This is a genomic window from Paenibacillus sp. SER-28, assembly GCF_052906305.1.
Genome location: NZ_JBRECM010000016.1, coordinates 35,509 through 56,674 on the forward strand (window position 1 = coordinate 35,509; position 21,166 = coordinate 56,674).

The following is a 21,166-nucleotide window of genomic DNA, read 5'->3' on the forward strand; positions in this document are numbered from 1 at the left end:
ACGAGGTGTTAGCATGCAGCCCAAAAGCAATGTGCTGATTGATGAGAAAGCGTTCAAGCTCATCAAGCGTAACCTGAAAAACGCTTCTGTATCTTACCGTAACGCCACACAGGACCCTACTTTCAAAACGGACATGCCCCAGACGATCGGCATTAAGCTGACTAACCGCTGCAACCTGAGATGTACACACTGCTTTGAATGGAACGAGGAAGGCTACCATCACCAAATGGATAAAGAAGAACAAAACATGGATCTTGCTCCGGACATGCTCCGGCAAATTTTGAGCGAAACCAAGGAAGCCAAGTCCAGACTGTACATGTGGGGCGGCGAACCGATGTTTCATCGACGTTTTGATGAAATTTTGGACGTGCTGGCGGAAGATCGGCGCGAAATGACCTTTTGTACAAATGGGTTACTTATTGATAAATATTTGGACCGGATTTTGGATTTGTCCGAAAATCTGGAGTTATTAATAGCGATTGAAGGTTTTGAAAGAGAACACGATTTAATCCGCGGTAAAGGCACTTTTCAAAAAACAATGCGGCAGATGGATAAGCTGATTGAACTGCGCGACCAGGGATTGTACAAGGGACGGGTAACTGTCCATGCGGTCATTAACGATAACATGATCGGACGGATGTACGAATTTCTGCAAATGCTGGAGGACAAAAGGCTGGATCTGGTGCTGCTGACGTTCCCCTGGTACATTTCCAAAGAAACCTCCCTCAAAATGGATGAATATTTTACACGTAATTTCTCCTGGCTCCGACAACTTGAAGAAAAAAATATTAGTAGCTGGCATGCTTTCAAATATAAAATCAACCCGGATAACATCGATCCTCTGATGCAGGAACTACAGCGGATCAATGAGCGAGTATGGAACATTCGCGTGCGCTATCAGCCCGGTTTGGATTATGAGGAAATTGATAAATTTATCCATGGCGAGGAAATGGTCAGTCGTTGTTCCAATCATTGTTTGGCGCTCACCTCCAGAACAGATATTTTACCAGACGGGAAGGTCATGCCTTGCAAATTTTTCAGTGAATTCACGATTGGAAGCATGCGTGAGCACAGTCTGAAGGAGATATGGAACTCGGATGCGTATGAGAAAACTCGTCAAAAGATTAATCATGAAGGATTGACTCCGGTGTGCTCCAAATGCAGCGTATTGTATCTGCATGGGGCAGGCTCTCTGAAGTACATTTAGTTTTCTATGGATGTTGTTTGTTACTGGATGGAAGAGAGAGGGATGATGACAAGACGTGACGACTAAAACTATTAACCTTGTGGAAGCGCTTGCGCATGAACGAGACCATGGAGTCCTGATTTGGCTGTTTAATATCGGCGCAGAGCAAGTGTGGCATCCATCCCCCCGCAAGGGGGGCATGGTAGACCGGGATGAACAGCAAGTCGTAAACCGGATGGAGGAAATGAATCTCCTGCTATGTCGAAGTCAGGATGTCATTGTACTTCGGGAACAGCCGGATGAGGCGTTTCTGGACATGCTTCAACGGTTGGGCTTTAGCCTGCCGCGTATTGAGGTGCCGGAGCCTTCTGATCCGCTAACGCCGATTTCAGAGCTGGTGCTGGCGGATGAGGCGCTTTTGGCACGACTGCGTACGGTTGCAGATGCAGGCCACAGCAGCGGCGGAGCCAAAGCGTGGCTCGTCCCCTATGCGGTCACACCGCAGGAGGAAGCGATCGCGGAGCTTTGCGGGCTGGAGCTGATCGGCGCTCCATCCGCGGTCAGTGCTCAGGTGAATGATAAAATATTCAGCCGCCTGACCGCGCAAAAGCTTGGTTTTGCTGTCAGCGAAGGCGCTGTATGTGCAGACGAATCGGCGATCCGCAGGGAGTGTGCCAGACTGGCTGACTTATCGGATGGACCTGTGAAGCTGATTATCAAGCAGCCGCACGGTGCCTCGGGACAAGGCATGTATATGCTGGACGAGCTGTCCAAGCTGGACACGCTGCTGAGTGTGATGAGGCGCTTTGGCGGCTCGTCGCCATCTTCCGGCGGCTGGCTGGTGGAGCGCTGGCACAATAAGCAGATGGATCTGAACTACCAGCTCTGCATTGACGAGGGCGGTGGTGTGACGATGTTTTCGCTAAAAAGACAAAACGTGGATGGCACCGTATATATCGGATCTCAAGTGCCGGCTGAGATTGGCGATGCGCTGGAGGAAGAAGTGAGACGTTGCGCCTACCAGCTGGGTACGTATCTCTATTCCATTGGGTACACAGGAATGGCCTCTATTGACGGTTTTGTTGACGAAGAAGGTTTGCTGGTTCCAGTCATTGAGATTAACGGTAGGTTTACGTTGTCTACCTATATTTCATTCCTGTCATCCGTCCTGGGAGAACAGCATAAAACATTATCCCGTTATTACCGCAACGTTACCGCTACGCCTCTCACTTACAGCCGCTTGTGCGGGCTGCTCGCAGAGGAGGGCTTGCTCTATACGCCCGAACGTCCAGAAGGGGTGTTTGTATATACGGCGGGTACATTGTCTGGTATTCCTGTGAAGCGGGGCTATGTGAACCGGATTTTCACACTTATTTTGGCAGACAGCTGGCAGGAAGCTGATGCTTATGCGCACAAATTGGAAGGTATCATTGCTGGATTAGGATGCTCATAAATGGGAGGGAATCAAAAATGAAAACAGATGTATACCATGTAGTACCCTTGCTGGAAAAGGTTTTGAAGCTGGCTCCGGGAGAGCTGGAACAGTTGACTCCGGATCAGGATCTGCGAACCTTGGGGCTGAATTCCTTATCCGCTGTGGAATTAATTGTAGAGTTGGAAAATGAGCTTGATATTACGATGGAGGACGACGATCTAGTGCTGGAGCATCTATCTACACTGCAAGGCATTGAGCGTCTGCTGAGCAAATATGCATAAGGGCGCTGAAAAGACAAGGTCTATGCAGGAATCCGATATGAAGACTCGTCATGATTCCGTTGTGGACTATGGTGCAGAAGAAGTGGCAAACGCTCTTCCAGGGAAACATTGTGTATATTCTTCCCTGCGTACCTCGTTGCGGAGGTACGGGGTGACCATGGCCGAATCCGAGCTATTCATGCTGTGTGGGAGTATGTGCGCAGAGTATGGTGGAGATTTGAAGCGCTTCGGACCTGAGAAATATCCAGAGCAGCTTCAAGAAATGGCAGCTAGTGGCGGACCTGTTATTCGGGTGGAACCGTGGGTCGCAGGTGTCAGCGATGAAACCGACCTGTTGCGGGTACTCACATCGGGCTACGGTACCATGCTGCATACGTCGAGCACCGCTTTAACCTATCACGATGTATATGTGAAAAATTACCCAAGGGGCCACGTGATTGAGTTGTGCGGGTTGGACTTGCAAGAACGTACAGCACAGGTGAATGATAGCTTTCTGCTCGATTCCTCGGGACATGCCATGACTTATGTGGGCTCAGCTCGGCTCGACGATCTGATGCAGGGCATTATTGAGTATGCATGGCTGGTGGAGCAGCCTACCCCGCTTTCGCCAAGTGAGATGCATGCTGCGTGTGCTCATCATATTCGACAGTATTTGACTGGACACGAAGCCATCTGGAGAGGCGTACCTACGTCTAATGAGTCGGAAAATCAAACGGGGAAAGCTGTAACAGGCAAACAGGTCAAGCGGGGAGATGAGGGGTACCGGGCATTTGTCGGTGACTTCCGTCTGTTGGCAGACATGGAGGATCAGGATTTTCGGACGTACTGTCATGAAATCTATTACAATCTGCGATTGGGCAGTGCCCTTCATTTGACGGATTATACAGCTGATTATTGCCTGCTGCATCAAGCCACGCTGGGGCCACAAACACAGCATGTAATTGAATTGGCACAGGGGCTGTACGCGGATTGGCACAAGCTTAATCTGCATATTTACAAAACAGGGCTTCAACTGCGCAAGCATCGGATGCCTGAGATTACGGAACGAGCTTTGCATTTAATTGAAAGACAGCGGCATATGCTGGAGGAACTGATGATTTTAGCAGAGCAAGCAGCCGAGTAGTCCAGAGCACTCGGCCTTATCAGGCACGTTCATCCAGGGGTTACGCGCAGAGGAAAGAGGAGGGGAATTGATTGCCGTCCATTACATTAAACCAATTGTCGAAAACATTTACGTACTACAAAAAGGAGCCGGGCGTGCGCAAATCGTTACAAAACTTGTTCAGGCGTCAGCAGCTGACCAAAGAGGCTGTACAAAATGTCAGCTTTAGCATTGAGGAAGGCGAAATTGTCGGATTTCTCGGTCCAAATGGAGCGGGCAAAACAACGACGCTCAAAATGCTGTCTGGCATTCTCCATCCCACGGACGGGGAGGCATCAGTACTCGGCTTTACCCCGTGGAAACGACAAAAAGAGTTTAAACGTCAGTTTTCCATTGTAATGGGACAGAAAAACCAGCTCTGGTGGGATTTGCCTGCAAGCGAGTCATTCGAGCTGAACAAGCTTATCTATGAAATTGATGAAAACCGTTACAAAGAGGCGCTGGATGAACTGGTCACCCTGCTTGGGGTGGAGGAGCAGCTTCATGTGCAGGTTCGGCGGCTGTCTCTCGGCGAGCGTATGAAAATGGAACTAATCGCCGCGCTGCTGCATCGTCCACGGGTCATTTTGCTGGATGAGCCGACTATCGGACTGGACCTTGTTTCTCAGCGGCGGATTCGAGAGTTTTTCAAAGCCTATAACCGCACGCACCGGACGACCATCCTGCTGACAAGCCACTATATGAAGGATATTGAGGATTTGTGCGGTAGATCCATCATTATCAGCGGGGGCAGATTGGTCTATGACGGAGACTTACACAAGGTGAATGAGGTCATCGGTGCCCGTAAATTACTTAAGGTTCGACTGGAGATCCCCGTATCCAACCTAACATTGGCGAGCCTCGGCAAACTTCGCTCCAACTCGGAGCTGGAGGCGGTATTTGAACTGGATGCAGAAGATACCTTGGCTTGGTCCAAAAAGATTTTGGACGCACTGCCTGTCGTTGATTTTACGATTGAGGACGTCCCGCTGGAAGAGGGGATAGCCAATTTGTACGATGGGGGCAGGCTGGCCGATGCGAAATAACAAATATGTGAAGGTACTCCAGCTTGGCATGCAAAACGAAATGGAGTATCGGGCTAATTATTGGCTCCAAATGGCGGGATTTATGCTGCCGATCATGACGCAAATTTTTCTCTGGCTAGCTGTATTCGGTTCTTCGGGACAAGCAAGAGTGTTGGGCTATTCTCTGCCAGAAATGCTGGTGTATGTGGTCATGGCCGGAGTAACTGGGAAACTGATTGCTACGGGCTTTGAATACGAAATTGCTACAGATATCAAGGAAGGTGGACTGGCAAAATTCATGGTACAGCCTGTGCATTATTTCGCTTACCGTTTTTGCCGGTTTATCGGAGGCAAAGTCATACAGTCCGCGGTCGTGCTGCTGGCGGCTGCTATTTTGCTGTTATGTCTTAGCCTGGAAGGACAAATCAGCTTCGGGCTATCGTACATCTTGCTTTACATATTGGCGTTGCCGGGAGCGCTTGTGCTTAATTTTGTGGTCTATTATGCGCTGAGCGGCATAGCCTTTTGGGTGACGGAATCGGCGGGGCTATTTTATACGCTGTCGCTTGTCATTTACGTAGCTAGCGGTACCGTGTTTCCGCTGACGATTTTTGGAGATGTTTTGGCCCGTCTGTTCAGTCTGCTGCCGTTCAGCTACACCGTATTTTTTCCGGTGAATGCGTTAACGGGCAAGCTGACTTTGCTGGAAGCCGCTAAAGGCATTGGCGTGCAATGGCTCTGGATTGTAGTGCTGGCGGCCGTATCACGCTGGGTGTGGCAAGCCGGGGTCAAACGCTTTGTCTCGGTGGGGGGGTAACATGAAAAATGTTTTCCGAAACGTTAGGCGCTACATCAGATTGTACTGGAAGTTTGTCCAGTTTTCCGTCATGTCGCAGATGGAATACCGCATTAATTTTATAACGGCATTTTTGGTTGAAACAGCTTATTTGCTTATCAAGCTGCTGTACGCATCGGTTCCATACCGCGCCGGGACGGACATTAATGGCTGGTCTCCTGACGCCATATTGTTATATATCGGCGTGTTTACGATGATGAGCGGATTTTATAGTGGATTGTTCTACAGTAATTTTACAAGCCTGCCTGACAAAATTCGTACCGGCTCACTGGATGTGCTCATGACCAAACCCGTATCGCTGCAATTTATGGTGACATTGCGTCAATTTGAACTAGGCTATACCGTGCCGAATGTAATTGGCGGCGGAATAATGACAGGGATTGGCTGGTATCGACTCGGATTGCCGTTTAATTTTGAAACCGCGGGAGGGTTCTCTGTGCTGCTCGGATGCGGAGTGCTTACGGCATACTCCGTATTTTTGCTCCCCCAACTGCTGGCCTTCTGGATTATCCGCACGAACGGCGTTACGGAGCTGTCCAACAGCATTTTCGAGACAAACTATGTGCCGATGGCCGTGTACAGTAATCTGATTCAGCGTATCGGTTTGTTCGTGCTTCCGGTGTTTGTCATTTGTAATTTTCCGCCCATGTTCATTCTCGGCAAAATGGATACCGGGTTGGTGGTATGGGCATTTCTCGCACCTCTCTGGCTGCTGGCGATCATCCGCCTGATATGGCAGTTTGCTCTACGTGATTATACGAGCGCGAGCCAGTAGTGCTACCGTGTAGTGGGCCAATAATGAAGCAGGAAAGGAAGCGAATCATATGAATGCGATACCGAATCAGCGTCATTTGTATATGGGAACGTTCGAAGCGGAGGCTTACTGGCGTGATGCCCAGTTAGCTTCCCTGCCAGCCCTGCCTGACCGGGCTTCTTCTGCGATTGTAGCAGCCATGGATGAACTGCTGTTCAGCTTTTGCCAGCCAGGAGATGCGTTATTGACCCGTTATGCTATTTCGCCTGTACATCGTCAGTATATCGCGCAGTTGGGCTTTCATCCGGCTGTCAACGAACGAGATTTGACCGACGGTATGGAGCGTGCAGGCAACGTATCGTCCGCTTCAGTATTCGAACTGCTGGGCAGTCGTAAGGCCGATGCTGGAGAGGGGTTTCCTCAACTGGAAGGCTGTGTACTTAGCCCGTTTGCGGGTTTACCGCATGTGGAGGAGGCTGCACGTGCTTGGGGTATAACACTGCATCAGCCACCGCTGGAAACGATTCGCAAGGTAAATGCCAAAACGTATTCCTCTGATCTGAAACGCAGTCTCGGTCTGCGCAACCCAGGCTATATCGTGACTTCGTTTGCAGATGTCGCTGAGGCGGGGCGTAAGCTGCTACGGGATGGAAGCTTTTTAATCAAGGATGATTTTGGCGTATCGGGCAAAGGAAACCTGCACATTACCTCGACACAAATGCTGGACCGGATCGTATCGTATTTACGTGGACAGGAGCGTAAAGGCAAACAGGTGCTTTTCCTTTTGGAGCCTTTTCAGGAGAAAGAGCAGGATTTTTCATGCCAATTTACGATTGGTGATGATGGAAGTGTCGATATCCTATCTGTACAATGGCTGGCTAATACTCAATTCTCTTATCGGGAATCCTTGTCGCCGGACGGGGCTTTTTTAGAGCGGCTGGAGCGCGAGGGCTATTTTAGCTTAATGCAGGATGTGGGACGGCAATTGTATCAGGATGGTTATTACGGCGATGTATGCATTGATTCCATGACACTTCGTGGTGGGAAGCTGGAGCCTATTATCGAAATTAATGCCAGAAAGTCGATGAGTTTGATCAAGCATCAGCTCGATACCTTTCTGGCCGGGAAAAATATGCGTGGCACGCTGACGAATTATTCACTGTCCCATGATGGCAGTCTATCCTATGAAGAACTGCTGGAAGGGCTGAAAGGTGAAGGATTGTTGTTCACAGGTGAACGTGAAGAAGGTGTCATGCCTCTGGGTGCCAATACGTTATATGTGAACACAGGTGGACGAGATGGTGAGAACAAGATTGTGGGCCATACAAGCACGCCAAGCAGAAATGCAACCGGGCGCGGAGGCAGATCGCCTGCCAAGCAGGTTCGTGTGAGCGGGATTGGGGCCAGCGATGGCGGATCAGAAGGGAACGGCATAGCTAAGCCGGACTTGAATGGTAACAAAGAAACTGCTGGAAGCGAACGGGCACGAGGCAAGGGGCGTCTTTATTTGGAACTGGTTGCTGCGAGCGATGAGGAAAAAATGCGATTGACTACAAAGCTGGAGCGTTTTTTGGCAGAGCATCATTTTACAGTGCTGAATTAAACGGGAGGCGTATGAGCATGCGTAAGAGTACGGATAAGCTTATGAAGGTAACGATTTTGTGTTCCGGTTTCGGATTGGGCTTTTATACCCCTGGCTTGTTGTTACAAGCGGGTCTTCGCAGGCTGGGCGTGGATACGGCGATTCATGTATTTGAAAATGTGCTGCCAGAATCGGCTCGTCTCAAGGTCGACAAAAGCCGCAAAGCTTACCATGACAATTTTGCGGTGGCCTTAATGTCACAAAAGGTTCCGCAGGATATGCGTAATTCACTGGATCTCGCTGCGATGGAAGTGCTGCTGAACCAATGGATGGAGGAGGATCGGCGGTATTTTATATGCTTATCCGGTCATTGGATGTATGTACTGAAGGAGTATCGTAAGCGCAGAGAACCGGAGTCGGTGCATGTGGACATCGTGTACATGGATTCGACACCTTCTCCTTCCTGGAAAAATCTAGCCAAGCATAACCCGCGTTTTGCGGATGGCTGTGGAGAAATGACCCTTTTTGAAAATGATAAGAATAGAGTCAGTCACTATATTGATGTACCGGCCGTGGAGTATGTACCGTTTGAAGCACGGCAATCCCGCTTATTCGTACATGGCGGCGGTTGGGGGATGGGCACCTACCGTGACAAGGTTGGACGGTTGGAAGAAGCGGGCTGGGAGCTGGATCTGCTGTTGTATGATCAGGATCAACCCGATGAACAGCGGGACAGTATACGCTATTTTCAGATGGATCCGCAGTGGAGGACATGGCAGCGTAATGAAGCCGGGGAGCATACATTTCCGCCTTTCGGAGAGGTGAAAAAGGGCGAGAAGACCGTGTATCAGGTCGGACCGGATTACCATAACATGCTGGACCAAGCATGTCGTGTCCAGGCCATTGTCAGCAAGCCAGGAGGTGGCAGCCTAACCGATTCGTTCGCTACAGCCACTCCACTCATTATGCTGGAGCCATTTGGTGTGCATGAAAAGCATAATGCAGATCTATGGGAACGGCTGGGACTTGGTATGCGGTACGAAACGTGGATACAAACCTATGCAGGTAGTGCCCAGATACTGGAGGATATGCATCGGAGGATCGTAGAGCTGCGCAGTCGGACGCCGCGTTATATAGAGTCGTATGTGAATAGCATACAAATGCAGGCAAGCGCATCGGGAATGGAGCAGGGATTATGAACGCTGCCGCGGCTGCGCAAGAGCCTGCGATGCGAGATATTCGCTTTGGGATCATTGGCTGTTCTGCCATTGCTCCCCGTGCGTTGCTGGAACCGATCCGACATGTTGCAGGGGCACGCGTGACCGCGCTTGCGAACCGCACGGTTTCCAAGGCAGGAGAAATGGCAGATCGTTTTGGCGTCAGTGTCGTTTATCGGCATGCTGAGGATATGCTAAAGGACCCGGAGATCGACGCTGTATATATTGCGCTCAGCAACGACTTACATGCCGAGTGGATTGACAAAGCACTACGGGCTCATAAGCATGTGCTGGTGGAAAAGCCGTTATGCCTGAATACGGCTGATCTGGCTCCCTTGGCAGCGACAGTCGAACAGAGCAGCGCTTACCTGTTGGAAGGAGTCATGGTGCAGCACCATCCTTGGCAGCATGAGCTGCGGAGGATCGTAGAATCGGGGCGTTATGGTCGCTTACGCTCCATAGAGACGAGTCTATGCATTCCGGCAAAAGAAGGACATGCGGACAATTACAGATCTCGTCCGGAGCAGGGTGGGGGATGCTTTTGGGATCTGGGCGTGTACTGGCTCCAGCTGCTTCAAGCCGTCGTTGGATTAGAGCAGGCGGAATTCCACAGTCAATCGGATTTCGATGGTCCCCATGGCTGTGACTGGACATTTCGTGCGCAAGCCCGTTATCCAAGCGGATTGGAGGCATCTGCCCTCTTTTCATTCGAGCGGCCTTATCGCTGTGCTCATGTACTGACCTTTGATTCGGCAGTGGTCACCTTGAAGGACTGCTTTCGGGCCAATTTAGGTTTTTATAAAATGACACTCAAGACAGAAATAAAGAAGGATATCATGCCGAATATAACAGATGTGGACGCACTGCCTGGGTTATCACAGACATCTTCGCATACCAAAACGGTTTTCGAGCCTATGAACTATTATGTCAATCAGTTGAATACCTTTTGTAGCATCATCCGGGGAGAAGCGGAGCCCATTCCATTTTGCGAGGCTGCTGAACGCGTCAGACTGCTGGCAGCCATTCATGAAGCAGCACGCTCGGGTGAGACGATATATGCAGTATGAGTATGATTGTGTTTTCGAGCGGAGGGAAGCGAATGATGCAAAATACTGAGTATCAAGGCATAGAGAGGAGGAGAACTCAGGTGATGGATAAAAAGGACGAAGCCTTACTGGAGCGTTTCGGCGAGCATCCGACGCCATTTTACTATTATGACGGGGACGCGCTGCATGCCCACGTCAGCTCGTTGCTATCCCGATTGCACCCGGCCGTGCGTGTACATTATGCGCTCAAGGCTAATGGTAACGTAGCCTTGGCTGGATTGCTGCGTTCGTTAGGTTGTGGTGTTGAGATTGCTTCGGCTGGAGAAATGTTCGTCGCTATGGAGGCCGGGTATGCTGCGGAAGACGTGCTGTACGCCGGACCGGGAAAAACAGTAGCCGAGCTGAACGAGGCGATAGCCTATGGAATCGGCTGTATTCATGTCGAATCGGTGAGGGAGCTGCGTCTGTTGGAGGACATTGCTGCCCAAGCGGGCCAGCTTGTTAGGGCAGCGGTTCGCATCAATCCCGATAACGATCTGTCTGGAGCAACGATTAAAATGGGTGGTGTTCCGCGCCCCTTTGGAGTGGATGAAGGGCAGCTGGATCACTTTTTTAAGGTGCTGGAAGATTGCCCACACGTCCATTTTCAAGGTATTCAGGTATATACAGGTACGCAAATGTTGAAATCGGATCAGATTTTAGCTTCATTTGCGAATACGCTGCAGCTGGCAGAACGGGTACAGGCTCAGTATGGTGTGGCAATGCATACGGTCAATTTGGGCGGCGGGTTTGGTGTACCTTATTTTGCTCATGAGCAACCACTTGATATGGATCACGTCATTGACGGACTGAACGCACTCGCGGAGCAGACCCGAACCCGCATGCCCGGGGTTAAGCTAATCATCGAAAGCGGCAGGTATCTGGTTGCTCAATCGGGCATGTATGTCTGCCGAGCATTGTATACAAAGGAATCCAAGGGAGAGAAGTTTGTCGTGGCTGATGGTGGCATGAATCACTACGCCGCAGCTACTTTTCGAGGACGCCGCATTAGGGACAACTACCCGGTGCGAATTATGCGTAGGCAAGCGGGAGAATCGAAAGAACCCAAAGAACGAGAAGTGGAAGCAACCCTACGGAAAGTGCAGAGAGACGCTTCTGCTCAAACGGCTGTTACTGTCGAACAATCATTAGAAGAGGTCGCAAGCCGAATAGGGGGGCCTCCGGAGGAAGCATCCTTGGAGCTTGAAACGGTAAGTATTGTTGGTCCGCTTTGTACACCCGAGGATTGTATTGTGAAAAAAGCGCAGCTTCCTCCGATTCACGAGGGCGATTATATTGCCTTTCCGAATGCAGGTGCCTATGGATTAAGCTATAGTCCACTACAATTTCTGGGACATGCTACCCCGGCGGAGCTGCTCGATTTTCGTGGGGAGGTGCATGTCATTCGTGAACACGGTGACCGCACAGACCTGCTGCATCATCAGCGCATGATTCCGTTGCCTGAGGATGCGTTGTAAGTATGTAAAAAAACGCCAAACTCATGGGAACCGATACAAATCGGACCTGTGATTTGGCGTTTTTTACATGATGAGTAGGGTAGTATCGACTCAATGTTGCTTGGAGCTGCGCATTTCTTGACGCACAAGCTGCCATACCATAAAGATCAGTACAGCGATTTGTGGGACAAAGGTTTCCCAAGTTGGATACATTCCCAGCCAGCTAATGGACGGAAGCGAGGAGGCAGTGTGCCCCGGAAGCTTGCCAGCCACCTGAAGCGAATGAATACTTTCGCCCAGAAATCGGAATACGAGATAGTAAATCAGTACAGTCGCAGTCAGGAAAAAGGCACGAATTGGCAATCGTACACTGAACTTAATGATCGTAAACGCCAGAATGACTAGAACGACCGTCGCCGAACTAATGCCGAGCAGCAATTGCGAGGTTTCGATGGCTGGAGCCATACCGACATAAAAGATAGCTGTCTCGGCTCCTTCACGCAGAATTGCGAGCGCAGAAACCGCAAATAGCGACCACAGGCTTCCCCGTGCCAGCGCGTTGCCCACGCTATTTTCCACAAAGCGGTTCCACGCGGCAGCATTGGATTTGCTATGCAGCCAGCTACCAACGGTCAGCATCAGCACGACCGCCACCAGCCCAGTGACACCCTCCAGCAACTCACGCATGCTGCCTGATGCGGCAGCTGCCACCAGTGTGGTGAACAGTACTGCCAGAATTCCGCTCAGCACCAACCCCGTTCCGGCTCCTGCCCATATCCACCGTCCAGCCACGGCTTCGCCGCTTTTTTTGGCATACGCCAGCAGAGCTGCGAGCACGAGGATGGCCTCCAGGCCCTCACGCAGCAAAATCAGCGCAGCATCCCACGCAGTGTAAGAACGTTCTTCCGTCAACGGACGGAGTCTGTCCAGCATCTGATCAAGAGTCTGAATGGCTTTGTCCGTATTCGGTGGAGAAGACAGCAGATATCCTGAAGTCTCGGTCATTTCATTTTCAATTGCAGTGTAAGACGTCGGATCGGCAATTTGTACATGTCCTTCGACAGAAGGCCACAGAGCGATAAACTGCACTACCTTGTCAGCCGCTTGCTCTGATTGATTAGCTACAGCATCTTGGCGTGCGGATTCGAGCAAGGTGACTGCATCGCCTAGGGAAGCTACCGAACCATTCGCCGTTCCGGCAACCGTATTGCCTGCATTCGTTCCTTGACCTGTGTTCATAGATTTACCCTGACTATAATCAGACAACAGAGTCGTTAATTCCTGCATTTCCTTGAGAGCCTGTTCTTGGCGAATGGGCTCAGCTTGCATGGAGATGCGGATGAGACTGATTTTAGTTTCGAGCGAACTGTATACCGGAAAATTGTCCAAACGAATCGGTGTTTCTACCTGATACCAGTCTTTGACGATTCGATTGTAATCCACCTGGGCAGCAGCCCAATCGCCTTTTTGCATGGCGGCCAGACTGCCCTTCGCCATGGGAAGCAGTTTTTCCGCTGCTTTGGCTCCAGCCGGGGCTGGTTTGTCCCCTTCGGCAGCAGTGACGTACTCATTGACCGAGCGCGCCAGCACGGATAAGGCAGCTTTCGCTGGTTCCCCGCCGCCACTGGCGAGTGTCTGCTCCGCATCGGTGAGTGCTTGATCTACAGTCGCGATGTGAGCTGAATCTCCACCATTTGTTTTGGCGGCCTCCCACAGCGTGCGGAATTCTTTCAGATCCTTGGAGGCTTCCGTCCATTGGGCTTGTCCCGCCTCCACCAGCGCTCCGCCCACTACAGGCATTAGCTGATCATTGGTGACAGCTTTAGCATCTGTTTGTGCAAAAGCGACCGACCCGGAACCGGAAATGAACGGAGTTACGGTCAGCAGCAGAGCTGCCACCAACCCCAACACCCATCCCAAGCTTTTATTGCGCCGATTCATATAAATCCCCTTCCTTGCCTGCTGCTAAAATAACGTATCCCCGATGTAGCCGCCTTGCGATACACCTGGGAAGCAGGCGAACACCGCACTGCCTTTGTGTACAATGTATTCGTTCAGCTTGTCATTGCGTGCAAGCTTCTCCTGAATATGAACGAACTGCTTGAACAGATCACGCTGGTAGCTGATGAACAGCAGCCCAGCATCCAGCTGTCCTGTTTGCTTGTCCAATCCGCTTGAATACGAATAAGACCTCCGCAAAATATTAATGCTTCCGTCCCCATGAGCCAAAGCCACATGAGAGGTGGGAGGTGTAACCGGCTTGCCTTCCGGATTTTTGGCCGCCAGATCAAGCTTGTCGAACTCCTTGACCTTACCGAGTGGGGCCCCGCTGCTGCGATGACGTCCAAAAGTATCCTCCTGGTCGCCCAATGTTGAACGATCCCACACCTCTACCCGCATGCGTACACGGCGAACAGCCATATAGCTGCCGTTCCCCATCCAGGCTGGTCCGTCACTGGTCTGTGTCCACACCAGCCGATTCATCTCGTCTGCCTTGGAGGTGTCGGGGTTCCCTGTACCGTCCTTGAAGCCCAGCAAATTGCGCGGTGTGCTTCCCGCAGGATCGGCCTGTGCTGTCCGCTGGAAGCCTTCCTGCGTCCAGCGAAGCACCGCCGTTCCTCTGGCGATACGTGCCAAATTGCGCAGGGCATGGAAAGCAACCTGCAAGTCATTGGCACATACCTGCACTCCGATGTCGCCACCGCACCATTGCTCCTCCAGGGCATCCCCTTGAAAACGGGGCAGCTCACGGAACCCGGCAGGTTTAAGCCCTGCCAGGCCGTATCGTCCATCAAAAAAGGATGGGCCCACGCCAAAGGTGATCGTCGTGCGAGATGGCGACAATCCTGCCGCCTCGCCCGTATCGGAAGGAGGGAGGTTGAGATTTTCATTATCGTTGCCAAGCAGCACGCCAGAAGTCATTGTAGCGCTTGCTTCCGTCCAGGCTTTGAAGAGGCTGCGCACCTGTTCCTTGTCGCTGGTTGTTAGATCGAAAGCGGCGAAGCAGATGAAATCCTGAGCCGGAGTCACAATACCTGCCTGATGCTTACCGTAAAAAGGGATTACATCTTTGGTATCCGCATCCGTCATCATGCTTTCGAGACGTTGACCGGCTGACAGCACGGCTCCCACGCCCCCGCCGCCAAGCAGGAGGCCTAGTCCACCTACCCCGGCCAGCTTCAATAGGTCTCGGCGTGATACGGATTTTCTTTTTCCTGACAGCTCATCTTCCACTAGCTTCGCATCCTTTTTTACCAGATCGGCCTGTTCATTATGGGATTCCGCATACTGCGGCTTTTCTTGCCCTTTTTGCCGCTTAAAGCCTTTCATATCATTACACTCCCAACAATTTCCCCATTTGGGACAACGGTTCTGCCAAGGCATCGAGGTTTTGGCTCAACTTTTTAACTTCTTCCGGTTTCAGTTTTGTATACGACACATAGCCTTCTCCGTCCTTAAAAGGAGCCAACTCTTGCTGTAAGGCCGTAAAGCGCTCACCAATTTGTTTTTCCAACGCCGCATCTTTTTGGTTCAGATCTGTTTTCAAAATGTCATATATCTTTTGTGCGCCCTCCACATTGGCTGCAAAGTCGTACAAATCTGTATGAGAATATCGCTCCTCTTCACCCGTCACCTTCGAGGTGGATACTTCATTCAACAACTCGACTGCACCCGTTACCATCAGGCTGGCGTCAATATTAACGGTTTCTACTTTGGCACGCAGCAGCTTGGCATCACTCAGCAGTCGGTCGGAAAACTCGTCCATTCCTTTGGTTGTGTTTTCTTCCCATAATGTTTTTTCAATCCGGTGAAAGCCGCGCCAATCCGCTGCATCCACATCACCGTCACGTGCATCAATATTCGGGTCAAGATCACCCAGCGCTTCTGCAATCGGTTCAATCCGTTCATAGTACATACGTGCAGGAGCATACAGCGCCTTGGCTTTATCCAGCTCGCCAGCTTTGACTGCGTTCGTGAATTCTTCTGTCTTCTTCACAAACGTATCGCATTGCTCGATGGCATAGGTGCGGTAAGCTGCTACCGCTTGATCAAAATTGGGGGCAGAAGCGGCAGGAGTCGTTGTCTGTGTTGTTGCTCCTGCATCTTTGGTCGTCGCGGCAGGCTGCTGAGTAGCAGTTCCGGTTTGTCCGCAACCTGCGAACAGAATAGAAGAGACCAGCACTCCGGCCGGTACGGCATAACGTAGTTTCATAATCAATGAACACCCTTTCTGGCCAAACTGGCCTTGAACCATAGTCTGTTGCGCGATATCTATATCGAATTTTTATTTTGATAATGATTATCAGTCGCGGTTTTTCTTATCATAAGGCTGGCCCATATGCCTGTCAATACATAAATTAGACGCAGAGTCCAACCCTCCATCGAAGGGAGTTAGTAAGGTGCCTATGCCCATTTTTATCCGCATATTGAACCATACCTGAGCACATGACATAAAATGTGTTGACTGTATCCCTTAACCTTGTTACACCACACAAAACCCGAGCAAGGAGGGGTGAAATTGACGAAGGGTAACGACCACAAAAACAAGTTTTTGTTAACTCACCGTGAACGTGAAGTATTTGAACTGCTCGTGCAGGACAAAACAACACGTGACATCGCCGGACAGCTATTCATTAGCGAAAAAACGGTCCGAAACCATATTTCCAATGTAATGCAGAAACTGAACGTAAAAGGTCGTTCACAGGCGGTCGTGGAATTAATCAGGCTTGGAGAATTAAAAATCTGACCTCTTGTTCCTTGCGGGGTACAAAGTCTTCTCGATGATCCTTCGACAGTGAAGGGTGGTCGGGAAGGCTTTTGTTTTGTGGTATGTTAGCTGATCAAATCTAGCAAGTTTATTCTATATTTCAAATTGAGGAAAGAAGCTGGAAAATCTATTGTAAACGTAAAACAAGCGAGTGTCATAGCAATGGACATTCGCTTGTTTTGAGCGTTTTTTAGTTTAGAAACGATAATTCTGAAGCTGTTCCCGGCAGTTATCTATTCTTGCTAGCTCTGATTTGGGATAGCCCAGTCGTTTTGTTTTATTACTGCACATCCAGCAGGAACAATGGATTTTTCCTTTGGAGAATACACCATCGAATTTGACGACCCATCCCCGGTGTGCTGAAAGCCGTTTTTTACGCTGAATAACACATTTTCTGTGGTGCCTAAAATAAGCTCGATTACGATTTTTTTGATTAGGTTTCATTACCATCACGCTCCCTTGGGCAAAGGCTCAGCCCGCAGGAGAAACCAAGGGTATAAGTAATACTTCTACGGGCTGAGCATGATGGTAATCAGATTTAAAGGAAGAGACATGTGACCACCTGCTTGGAATTATTTTAAAGGTGAAAGTGGGGAGTGGATGTTCATTAAATCAAAGTCAACAATTAATTTTGTTTTTAGCATAAAATCAATGCCTAATATGCCATCAAATCCATACGGCTCTTGAATAGAGCTTAGTTGAATTGGAAATGTATCTAATTGAATATGACCGATTTTTAGATGAGGAATTACCTGTTCGTAGCAAATTTCACTTGTACCGCCCACGCCGTACATCCGCTTTGCTCTCCCGTTAATGAAATCAATGTGAATGCCATTTGGGCAAGTAAATCCGTATCAAACACTGTTGCAGCGCACCCTGTATCGAACAATACGTTTGGTAATAGAGCAGTTTGGTCGTGATGTCTCAATGTTAAGGAAACAATGGGCAAACCATTATGAAGGTTAATCTTCATGTACGCTGCCGTACTCCTGAGAAAAACTCTTCTACAACCTCGACATCGGATCGACTGGTATGGAACACATACAGTTCGCGTGACGGATACAGTTTGTGAAAATGTTTATACCCGCTCCATGCATCTTTTGGGTTATCGTAATCCTGAATAACCGCCATGTCTTCAAGATTGCGCACGCGGTTATTGGAACTGGCTTTTATAGCCTCAACCAACACAAATCGCCTTGGATGTGATTCGGCAATTTCTTCCCATTTCATCGACTTCACCTCGCTCTTTTTGCTTTATTTTATTATAACATAATCGGGGGGACGGCAAGGAAGCAGTAACCTCTACCATGTGATCAGTCCCGAACCCTTTTAAAAAGGATGAAGGCTTTTGTTTTACAGAATAACCACTGAAATATGTGGGAATTTGCGTGTAAATGATGTACTATATATAGAAGGAAGAAACTACCATTAGGGATCATGGTGCAACTAACAGGAGTGATCAAAACATAAGACTGTACCACAAAGTTATACTAAGATAGAAATGCATCTGGTGATAGTCTAAGAATATAAATCCCTACAAAAGCAGTATTCAGCATGACGACAGGATGGAAGATGGATCAGGTTTTGAGTATACTTTTATATATAGGTGTTGAAGAAGAATCACAAGGCAGAAAAAGCTCATTGCTTCAGGTAGTAGAAAGTAGCTTTTGCCTAGAGCTACCTGTGGTATATTCTTGATCGGAGGTGAATGTTAAGACATATGACACCCAACCAACACTTAATGACTTATACGCTGAACAGTGGTATAAAGGGAACGGTCGACCTATCCAGTAAACAGGTGCAGGAATGGATTAAAGCATATCGAATTGGCAGCAAATTTGTAACAGTTGTGGGCAAACAATATTTTGGTTTAAACCCTGAGTTGGTAGCAGATTTCAAGGTACATAATGAATACTCGGAGCAGAGAGAACACATATCCATAATACAGCCTGTAATAGAACGCAAAGCTGTAGAACTGGACCCACTGGTAGAGGCGTACAGCCAGTATAAAACATTAATTCAGGTAGAATGTAAATGTGGTGCTTCCTATATAGAAGAGTCACCGCACAAAAGAACCAAGTGGTCATGCAAGGAGTGTAATAACATTGTGTTCCTGGATCGTAAAAAGGGCATGGTGGATACAGATAAAGGCAAGGCATGGTACATGACCAACAAATACTATGTGGAAAGACAAAGCAACTGACTGATTGTCAGTTGCTTTCTAACTATACACTCACACCTCTGGTGTGCCTACCAAAATGATATTAGGTCTTTTGCCAAATAATAAAATTGATGTTTTTTACGCTTTGTAGTACATTATCAAGTGTATTATAAGGAGGCTTCTCATGTACGGACATAGACAAGATGATACTTTATACATCATGACTTACACATTAAATAGTGGTATCAAGGGCACAGTGCCTTTGTCTAATCAACAGATACAGGAATGGCTTGAGTGTTACAGAATCGGCAAGAAATTTGTAACCGAGATTGGCAAAGAGTACTTTGGACTGCATGCGGAACTGGTGGCTGATTTTAAGGTGCATAATCAGTATTCAAGCTATCAGGAGGTTATTATCCCGATTCAACAGCCGGATACTGGCCTAAAAGAGTTGTCCCAGGCTTACAAATCAACTGAAACCTTAATTAAAGTAGATTGCAAATGTGGTACATCGTATGTAACAGAATCTCCCTTTAAGCGGACCAAGTGGTACTGCACCAAATGCCGGGAGATTGTTTTTCTCGACAACAAAAAGGGAATGGTGGATACTTCCAGAGGCAAGGCCAATTATATGACCAATAAGTATTTTGTAGAAAGAGAAACAACTGGCGTATAAGCCGGTTGTTTTTTTTCGAAAGGTTTGTATACGTCCTGACTTTTCAAAGCCGATTGCGCTATAGTGAAAAAGGGGGCTTATGGAAATGTGGAGTATTTTGCTGAATCACGTTTTGTTGATAGGATTTGTGGCTGTTTTGATTCAACGGATCTACAAGCATCGCTTTCATCAGCAAAATGGTAGCAGTTTTCTGCTATGCTTGTGGGGGATCTTGCTTAATCGGTACAATAGCTTGTTTGAACTGACCACGTTATATACGGTGTATACCGTTTTTTTTGCTGTAGGAGCATTGTGGTTTGGAGGTTGCTGGCTTGTGCAGCTATTGGAAAAGGGGAAAGATAAATCTTGATATAACGATAGTCAGGTGGTGAACGTCATCCGGGAAGATCATACGAATGGTGCAAGAAACCGCATGAGCACGAACAATGTGTACATACACGAAACGCTCCATATGGAACAAATCATAAGTGACCTGCGGGTGATGGGTTATGTGGCTTTTCATCATCATCCGCAAATCACAGGTGAGCTTGAAGAGCTGGAGGTGTTAAAAGAGCAACTATTGTCGTTTTTTCAACAGCATCATGTATTGTGGATTGAGCTTGACCAGCTAACGCAATATGTGGTGGTGAATAACACGGGGAAGGCCACGGTGCTCAAACTCATGGGTCGGAAAATGAACCCGCTCCGGGATCTGAGAGCAAACGCTGCTTTGGCTGGACAGCCGCTGCATGAGTTGGATCGGGAGATAGAACGGCTCAATCGGCTGGCTCACCTGTTGCGCTACACCCGTTTTTCTTAAGCGACGGAACTAACGTAAAAAAGCATTCACGAAGTATGGATGGTTCCATGCTGTGAATGCTTTTTAGTATCTATTTTTTACCGCATAAGATGAGCAAATCTACTGTGACATACGGTAAATTTATTTCCTCCACTCGCTGCCAGTCTGCTTCCGTAGCTCCCCACGATAAGGGAGTCATATGGAGCAAAGGTTTCAAGAGGTCGGCATTTAACATAAAACGATAGGTTACCCGTTCGGCGGATAGAAGTTTAAAATGATCTTTAAATCGGCTTAATATATTGTCATTCGAATAAGCAGGCTTATTCTTTTTCTGTTCATACAAGCATCTCAATTCCCGAAGATAATATCGTTCGGGAATAACTTTCAGGACGCAGCCGTCCTCCGAAAGAATTCTTGTAAATTCAGCATAATTAGAAGGGGATAAAATATTGAGTACACCGTCAAATTGTTGATTTGAAAATGGACAATGAGCCAGATCAGCAACACACCAGAGAGGATGAGGATATTCTTTGGCTGCGGCCATAATACCTTCTTTAGACAAATCCATACCTACGCTTGTTAGCTCGGTGATTCCCTTCCAAGTCAGCTTATCCTGAATGTGGCTCAAATGAGTGCCTTCCCCGCAACCTGCATCGAGCAAGTAAAGGTGTGATTTTTGATCAAACAGCGGCTTCATAAATTTCATTATAGTGCTGCTTATCGCTTCATTTAAGGGATCGAAAAATCCGCTATTGCACATCATT

At 48.7% G+C, this 21,166-nt stretch carries 23 protein-coding genes; 16 read left to right on the plus strand and 7 right to left on the minus strand.

Translation table 11 applies throughout. The features are described from left to right. The first annotated feature begins 13 nt into the window (after positions 1–13). The 11 genes from ACUYLD_RS23930 to ACUYLD_RS23980 all read left to right on the plus strand — a co-directional run bounded on the left by ACUYLD_RS23930 (position 14) and on the right by ACUYLD_RS23980 (position 12,040). The gene (locus tag ACUYLD_RS23930; RefSeq protein WP_061828875.1) at positions 14–1,207 is read left to right on the plus strand and encodes a radical SAM/SPASM domain-containing protein; all 1,194 of its coding nucleotides are present in this window, start codon (positions 14–16) and stop codon (positions 1,205–1,207) included. Between the two features lie 55 nt (positions 1,208–1,262). Beyond that, positions 1,263–2,639, plus strand: coding sequence for a peptide ligase PGM1-related protein (locus tag ACUYLD_RS23935; protein ID WP_250266565.1), 1,377 nt, complete (start codon positions 1,263–1,265; stop codon positions 2,637–2,639). Between the two features lie 17 nt (positions 2,640–2,656). Then, complete coding sequence (locus ACUYLD_RS23940) at positions 2,657–2,902, plus strand: acyl carrier protein (RefSeq protein ID WP_013311710.1); 246 nt, start codon at positions 2,657–2,659, stop codon at positions 2,900–2,902. A gap of 37 nt (positions 2,903–2,939) precedes the next feature. Continuing rightward, on the plus strand, positions 2,940–4,025 hold the full coding sequence (locus ACUYLD_RS23945; RefSeq protein ID WP_322160257.1) for a hypothetical protein: 1,086 nt from the start codon (positions 2,940–2,942) through the stop codon (positions 4,023–4,025). Positions 4,026–4,096: 71 nt separating this feature from the next. Then, positions 4,097–5,089 carry an ABC transporter ATP-binding protein gene (locus tag ACUYLD_RS23950; protein WP_446676140.1) on the plus strand — a complete coding sequence of 331 codons (993 nt, stop codon included), beginning with the start codon at positions 4,097–4,099 and terminating at the stop codon, positions 5,087–5,089. Further along, on the plus strand, positions 5,079–5,885 hold the full coding sequence (locus tag ACUYLD_RS23955; RefSeq protein WP_061828871.1) for an ABC transporter permease: 807 nt from the start codon (positions 5,079–5,081) through the stop codon (positions 5,883–5,885). The genes ACUYLD_RS23950 and ACUYLD_RS23955 overlap by 11 nt, the downstream gene beginning before the upstream one ends. A gap of 1 nt (position 5,886) precedes the next feature. Next, complete coding sequence (locus ACUYLD_RS23960; RefSeq protein WP_061828870.1) at positions 5,887–6,699, plus strand: ABC transporter permease; 813 nt, start codon at positions 5,887–5,889, stop codon at positions 6,697–6,699. A 49-nt stretch (positions 6,700–6,748) separates the two neighbouring features. Then, a complete protein-coding gene (locus ACUYLD_RS23965) occupies positions 6,749–8,281 on the plus strand; it encodes a hypothetical protein (protein ID WP_446676141.1) in 1,533 nt (510 codons plus the stop codon). 17 nt (positions 8,282–8,298) lie between these two features. Then, on the plus strand, positions 8,299–9,459 hold the full coding sequence (locus ACUYLD_RS23970; protein ID WP_446676142.1) for a UDP-glucuronosyltransferase: 1,161 nt from the start codon (positions 8,299–8,301) through the stop codon (positions 9,457–9,459). Further along, positions 9,456–10,544, plus strand: coding sequence for a Gfo/Idh/MocA family protein (locus ACUYLD_RS23975; protein ID WP_446676143.1), 1,089 nt, complete (start codon positions 9,456–9,458; stop codon positions 10,542–10,544). The genes ACUYLD_RS23970 and ACUYLD_RS23975 overlap by 4 nt, the downstream gene beginning before the upstream one ends. Positions 10,545–10,627: 83 nt before the next feature. Then, a complete protein-coding gene (locus ACUYLD_RS23980; RefSeq protein WP_446676160.1) occupies positions 10,628–12,040 on the plus strand; it encodes a type III PLP-dependent enzyme in 1,413 nt (470 codons plus the stop codon). A gap of 90 nt (positions 12,041–12,130) precedes the next feature. On the opposite strand, the gene ACUYLD_RS23985 is transcribed toward ACUYLD_RS23980, so the two are convergent. From ACUYLD_RS23985 to efeO, 3 genes are read right to left on the minus strand one after another with little or no spacing between them, the layout of a single operon-like run. Beyond that, positions 12,131–13,960: an FTR1 family iron permease gene (locus ACUYLD_RS23985; RefSeq protein WP_446676144.1), complete on the minus strand. Its 1,830-nt coding sequence runs from the start codon at positions 13,958–13,960 to the stop codon at positions 12,131–12,133. A 24-nt stretch (positions 13,961–13,984) separates the two neighbouring features. Beyond that, positions 13,985–15,349 (minus strand): iron uptake transporter deferrochelatase/peroxidase subunit, encoded by a 1,365-nt coding sequence (gene efeB, locus ACUYLD_RS23990; protein WP_446676145.1) that lies wholly within the window; start codon positions 15,347–15,349, stop codon positions 13,985–13,987. A gap of 4 nt (positions 15,350–15,353) precedes the next feature. After that, positions 15,354–16,232, minus strand: a complete 879-nt coding sequence (gene efeO, locus ACUYLD_RS23995; RefSeq protein WP_025721876.1) for an iron uptake system protein EfeO — start codon at positions 16,230–16,232, stop codon at positions 15,354–15,356. Positions 16,233–16,538: 306 nt separating this feature from the next. Here efeO and ACUYLD_RS24000 point away from each other — a divergent pair, with 306 nt between their 5' ends. Next, a complete protein-coding gene (locus ACUYLD_RS24000) occupies positions 16,539–16,766 on the plus strand; it encodes a helix-turn-helix domain-containing protein (RefSeq protein ID WP_007431813.1) in 228 nt (75 codons plus the stop codon). A gap of 216 nt (positions 16,767–16,982) precedes the next feature. Here the strand turns inward: ACUYLD_RS24000 and ACUYLD_RS24005 are convergent, their stop codons facing one another. From ACUYLD_RS24005 to ACUYLD_RS24015, 3 genes are all read right to left on the minus strand, one after another. Then, entirely contained in the window at positions 16,983–17,231 is a 249-nt protein-coding gene (locus ACUYLD_RS24005; RefSeq protein ID WP_155271712.1) for a hypothetical protein, read from the minus strand. A gap of 128 nt (positions 17,232–17,359) precedes the next feature. Further along, the gene (locus ACUYLD_RS24010; protein ID WP_230585105.1) at positions 17,360–17,581 is read right to left on the minus strand and encodes a hypothetical protein; all 222 of its coding nucleotides are present in this window, start codon (positions 17,579–17,581) and stop codon (positions 17,360–17,362) included. Positions 17,582–17,756: 175 nt separating this feature from the next. Then, a complete protein-coding gene (locus tag ACUYLD_RS24015) occupies positions 17,757–18,017 on the minus strand; it encodes a hypothetical protein (RefSeq protein WP_023990050.1) in 261 nt (86 codons plus the stop codon). Between the two features lie 490 nt (positions 18,018–18,507). On the opposite strand from ACUYLD_RS24015, the gene ACUYLD_RS24020 reads away from it, so the two are divergent. The 4 genes from ACUYLD_RS24020 to ACUYLD_RS24035 all read left to right on the plus strand — a co-directional run bounded on the left by ACUYLD_RS24020 (position 18,508) and on the right by ACUYLD_RS24035 (position 20,423). Further along, positions 18,508–18,990: a hypothetical protein gene (locus tag ACUYLD_RS24020; protein ID WP_446676146.1), complete on the plus strand. Its 483-nt coding sequence runs from the start codon at positions 18,508–18,510 to the stop codon at positions 18,988–18,990. A gap of 142 nt (positions 18,991–19,132) precedes the next feature. Beyond that, positions 19,133–19,624, plus strand: a complete 492-nt coding sequence (locus tag ACUYLD_RS24025; protein ID WP_446676147.1) for a hypothetical protein — start codon at positions 19,133–19,135, stop codon at positions 19,622–19,624. An 85-nt stretch (positions 19,625–19,709) separates the two neighbouring features. Continuing rightward, positions 19,710–19,973 carry a hypothetical protein gene (locus ACUYLD_RS24030; protein ID WP_069290267.1) on the plus strand — a complete coding sequence of 88 codons (264 nt, stop codon included), beginning with the start codon at positions 19,710–19,712 and terminating at the stop codon, positions 19,971–19,973. A 63-nt stretch (positions 19,974–20,036) separates the two neighbouring features. After that, the gene (locus ACUYLD_RS24035) at positions 20,037–20,423 is read left to right on the plus strand and encodes a hypothetical protein (RefSeq protein WP_172828333.1); all 387 of its coding nucleotides are present in this window, start codon (positions 20,037–20,039) and stop codon (positions 20,421–20,423) included. Positions 20,424–20,493: 70 nt separating this feature from the next. On the opposite strand, the gene ACUYLD_RS24040 is transcribed toward ACUYLD_RS24035, so the two are convergent. Beyond that, a complete protein-coding gene (locus ACUYLD_RS24040; protein ID WP_446676161.1) occupies positions 20,494–21,108 on the minus strand; it encodes a methyltransferase domain-containing protein in 615 nt (204 codons plus the stop codon). Positions 21,109–21,166: the final 58 nt, after the last annotated feature.

Excerpts from the sequence above, each read along its gene's own strand:
- ACUYLD_RS23940 (WP_013311710.1), top strand. The coding sequence starts at position 2,657 with ATGAAAACAGATGTATACCATGTAGTACCCTTGCTGGAAAAGGTTTTG.
- ACUYLD_RS24020 (WP_446676146.1), top strand. The coding sequence starts at position 18,508 with ATGACACCCAACCAACACTTAATGACTTATACGCTGAACAGTGGTATA.
- ACUYLD_RS23975 (WP_446676143.1), top strand. The coding sequence starts at position 9,456 with ATGAACGCTGCCGCGGCTGCGCAAGAGCCTGCGATGCGAGATATTCGC.
- ACUYLD_RS23965 (WP_446676141.1), top strand. The coding sequence starts at position 6,749 with ATGAATGCGATACCGAATCAGCGTCATTTGTATATGGGAACGTTCGAA.
- ACUYLD_RS24040 (WP_446676161.1), bottom strand. The coding sequence starts at position 21,108 with ATGAAATTTATGAAGCCGCTGTTTGATCAAAAATCACACCTTTACTTG.
- ACUYLD_RS23930 (WP_061828875.1), top strand. The coding sequence starts at position 14 with ATGCAGCCCAAAAGCAATGTGCTGATTGATGAGAAAGCGTTCAAGCTC.
- efeO (WP_025721876.1), bottom strand. The coding sequence starts at position 16,232 with ATGAAACTACGTTATGCCGTACCGGCCGGAGTGCTGGTCTCTTCTATT.
- ACUYLD_RS23970 (WP_446676142.1), top strand. The coding sequence starts at position 8,299 with ATGCGTAAGAGTACGGATAAGCTTATGAAGGTAACGATTTTGTGTTCC.
- efeB (WP_446676145.1), bottom strand. The coding sequence starts at position 15,349 with ATGAAAGGCTTTAAGCGGCAAAAAGGGCAAGAAAAGCCGCAGTATGCG.
- ACUYLD_RS24010 (WP_230585105.1), bottom strand. The coding sequence starts at position 17,581 with ATGTACGGCGTGGGCGGTACAAGTGAAATTTGCTACGAACAGGTAATT.
- ACUYLD_RS23955 (WP_061828871.1), top strand. The coding sequence starts at position 5,079 with ATGCGAAATAACAAATATGTGAAGGTACTCCAGCTTGGCATGCAAAAC.
- ACUYLD_RS24035 (WP_172828333.1), top strand. The coding sequence starts at position 20,037 with ATGAGCACGAACAATGTGTACATACACGAAACGCTCCATATGGAACAA.
- ACUYLD_RS24015 (WP_023990050.1), bottom strand. The coding sequence starts at position 18,017 with ATGAAATGGGAAGAAATTGCCGAATCACATCCAAGGCGATTTGTGTTG.
- ACUYLD_RS23985 (WP_446676144.1), bottom strand. The coding sequence starts at position 13,960 with ATGAATCGGCGCAATAAAAGCTTGGGATGGGTGTTGGGGTTGGTGGCA.
- ACUYLD_RS23945 (WP_322160257.1), top strand. The coding sequence starts at position 2,940 with ATGAAGACTCGTCATGATTCCGTTGTGGACTATGGTGCAGAAGAAGTG.
- ACUYLD_RS24025 (WP_446676147.1), top strand. The coding sequence starts at position 19,133 with ATGTACGGACATAGACAAGATGATACTTTATACATCATGACTTACACA.
- ACUYLD_RS24005 (WP_155271712.1), bottom strand. The coding sequence starts at position 17,231 with ATGAAACCTAATCAAAAAAATCGTAATCGAGCTTATTTTAGGCACCAC.
- ACUYLD_RS23980 (WP_446676160.1), top strand. The coding sequence starts at position 10,628 with ATGGATAAAAAGGACGAAGCCTTACTGGAGCGTTTCGGCGAGCATCCG.
- ACUYLD_RS23960 (WP_061828870.1), top strand. The coding sequence starts at position 5,887 with ATGAAAAATGTTTTCCGAAACGTTAGGCGCTACATCAGATTGTACTGG.
- ACUYLD_RS24030 (WP_069290267.1), top strand. The coding sequence starts at position 19,710 with ATGTGGAGTATTTTGCTGAATCACGTTTTGTTGATAGGATTTGTGGCT.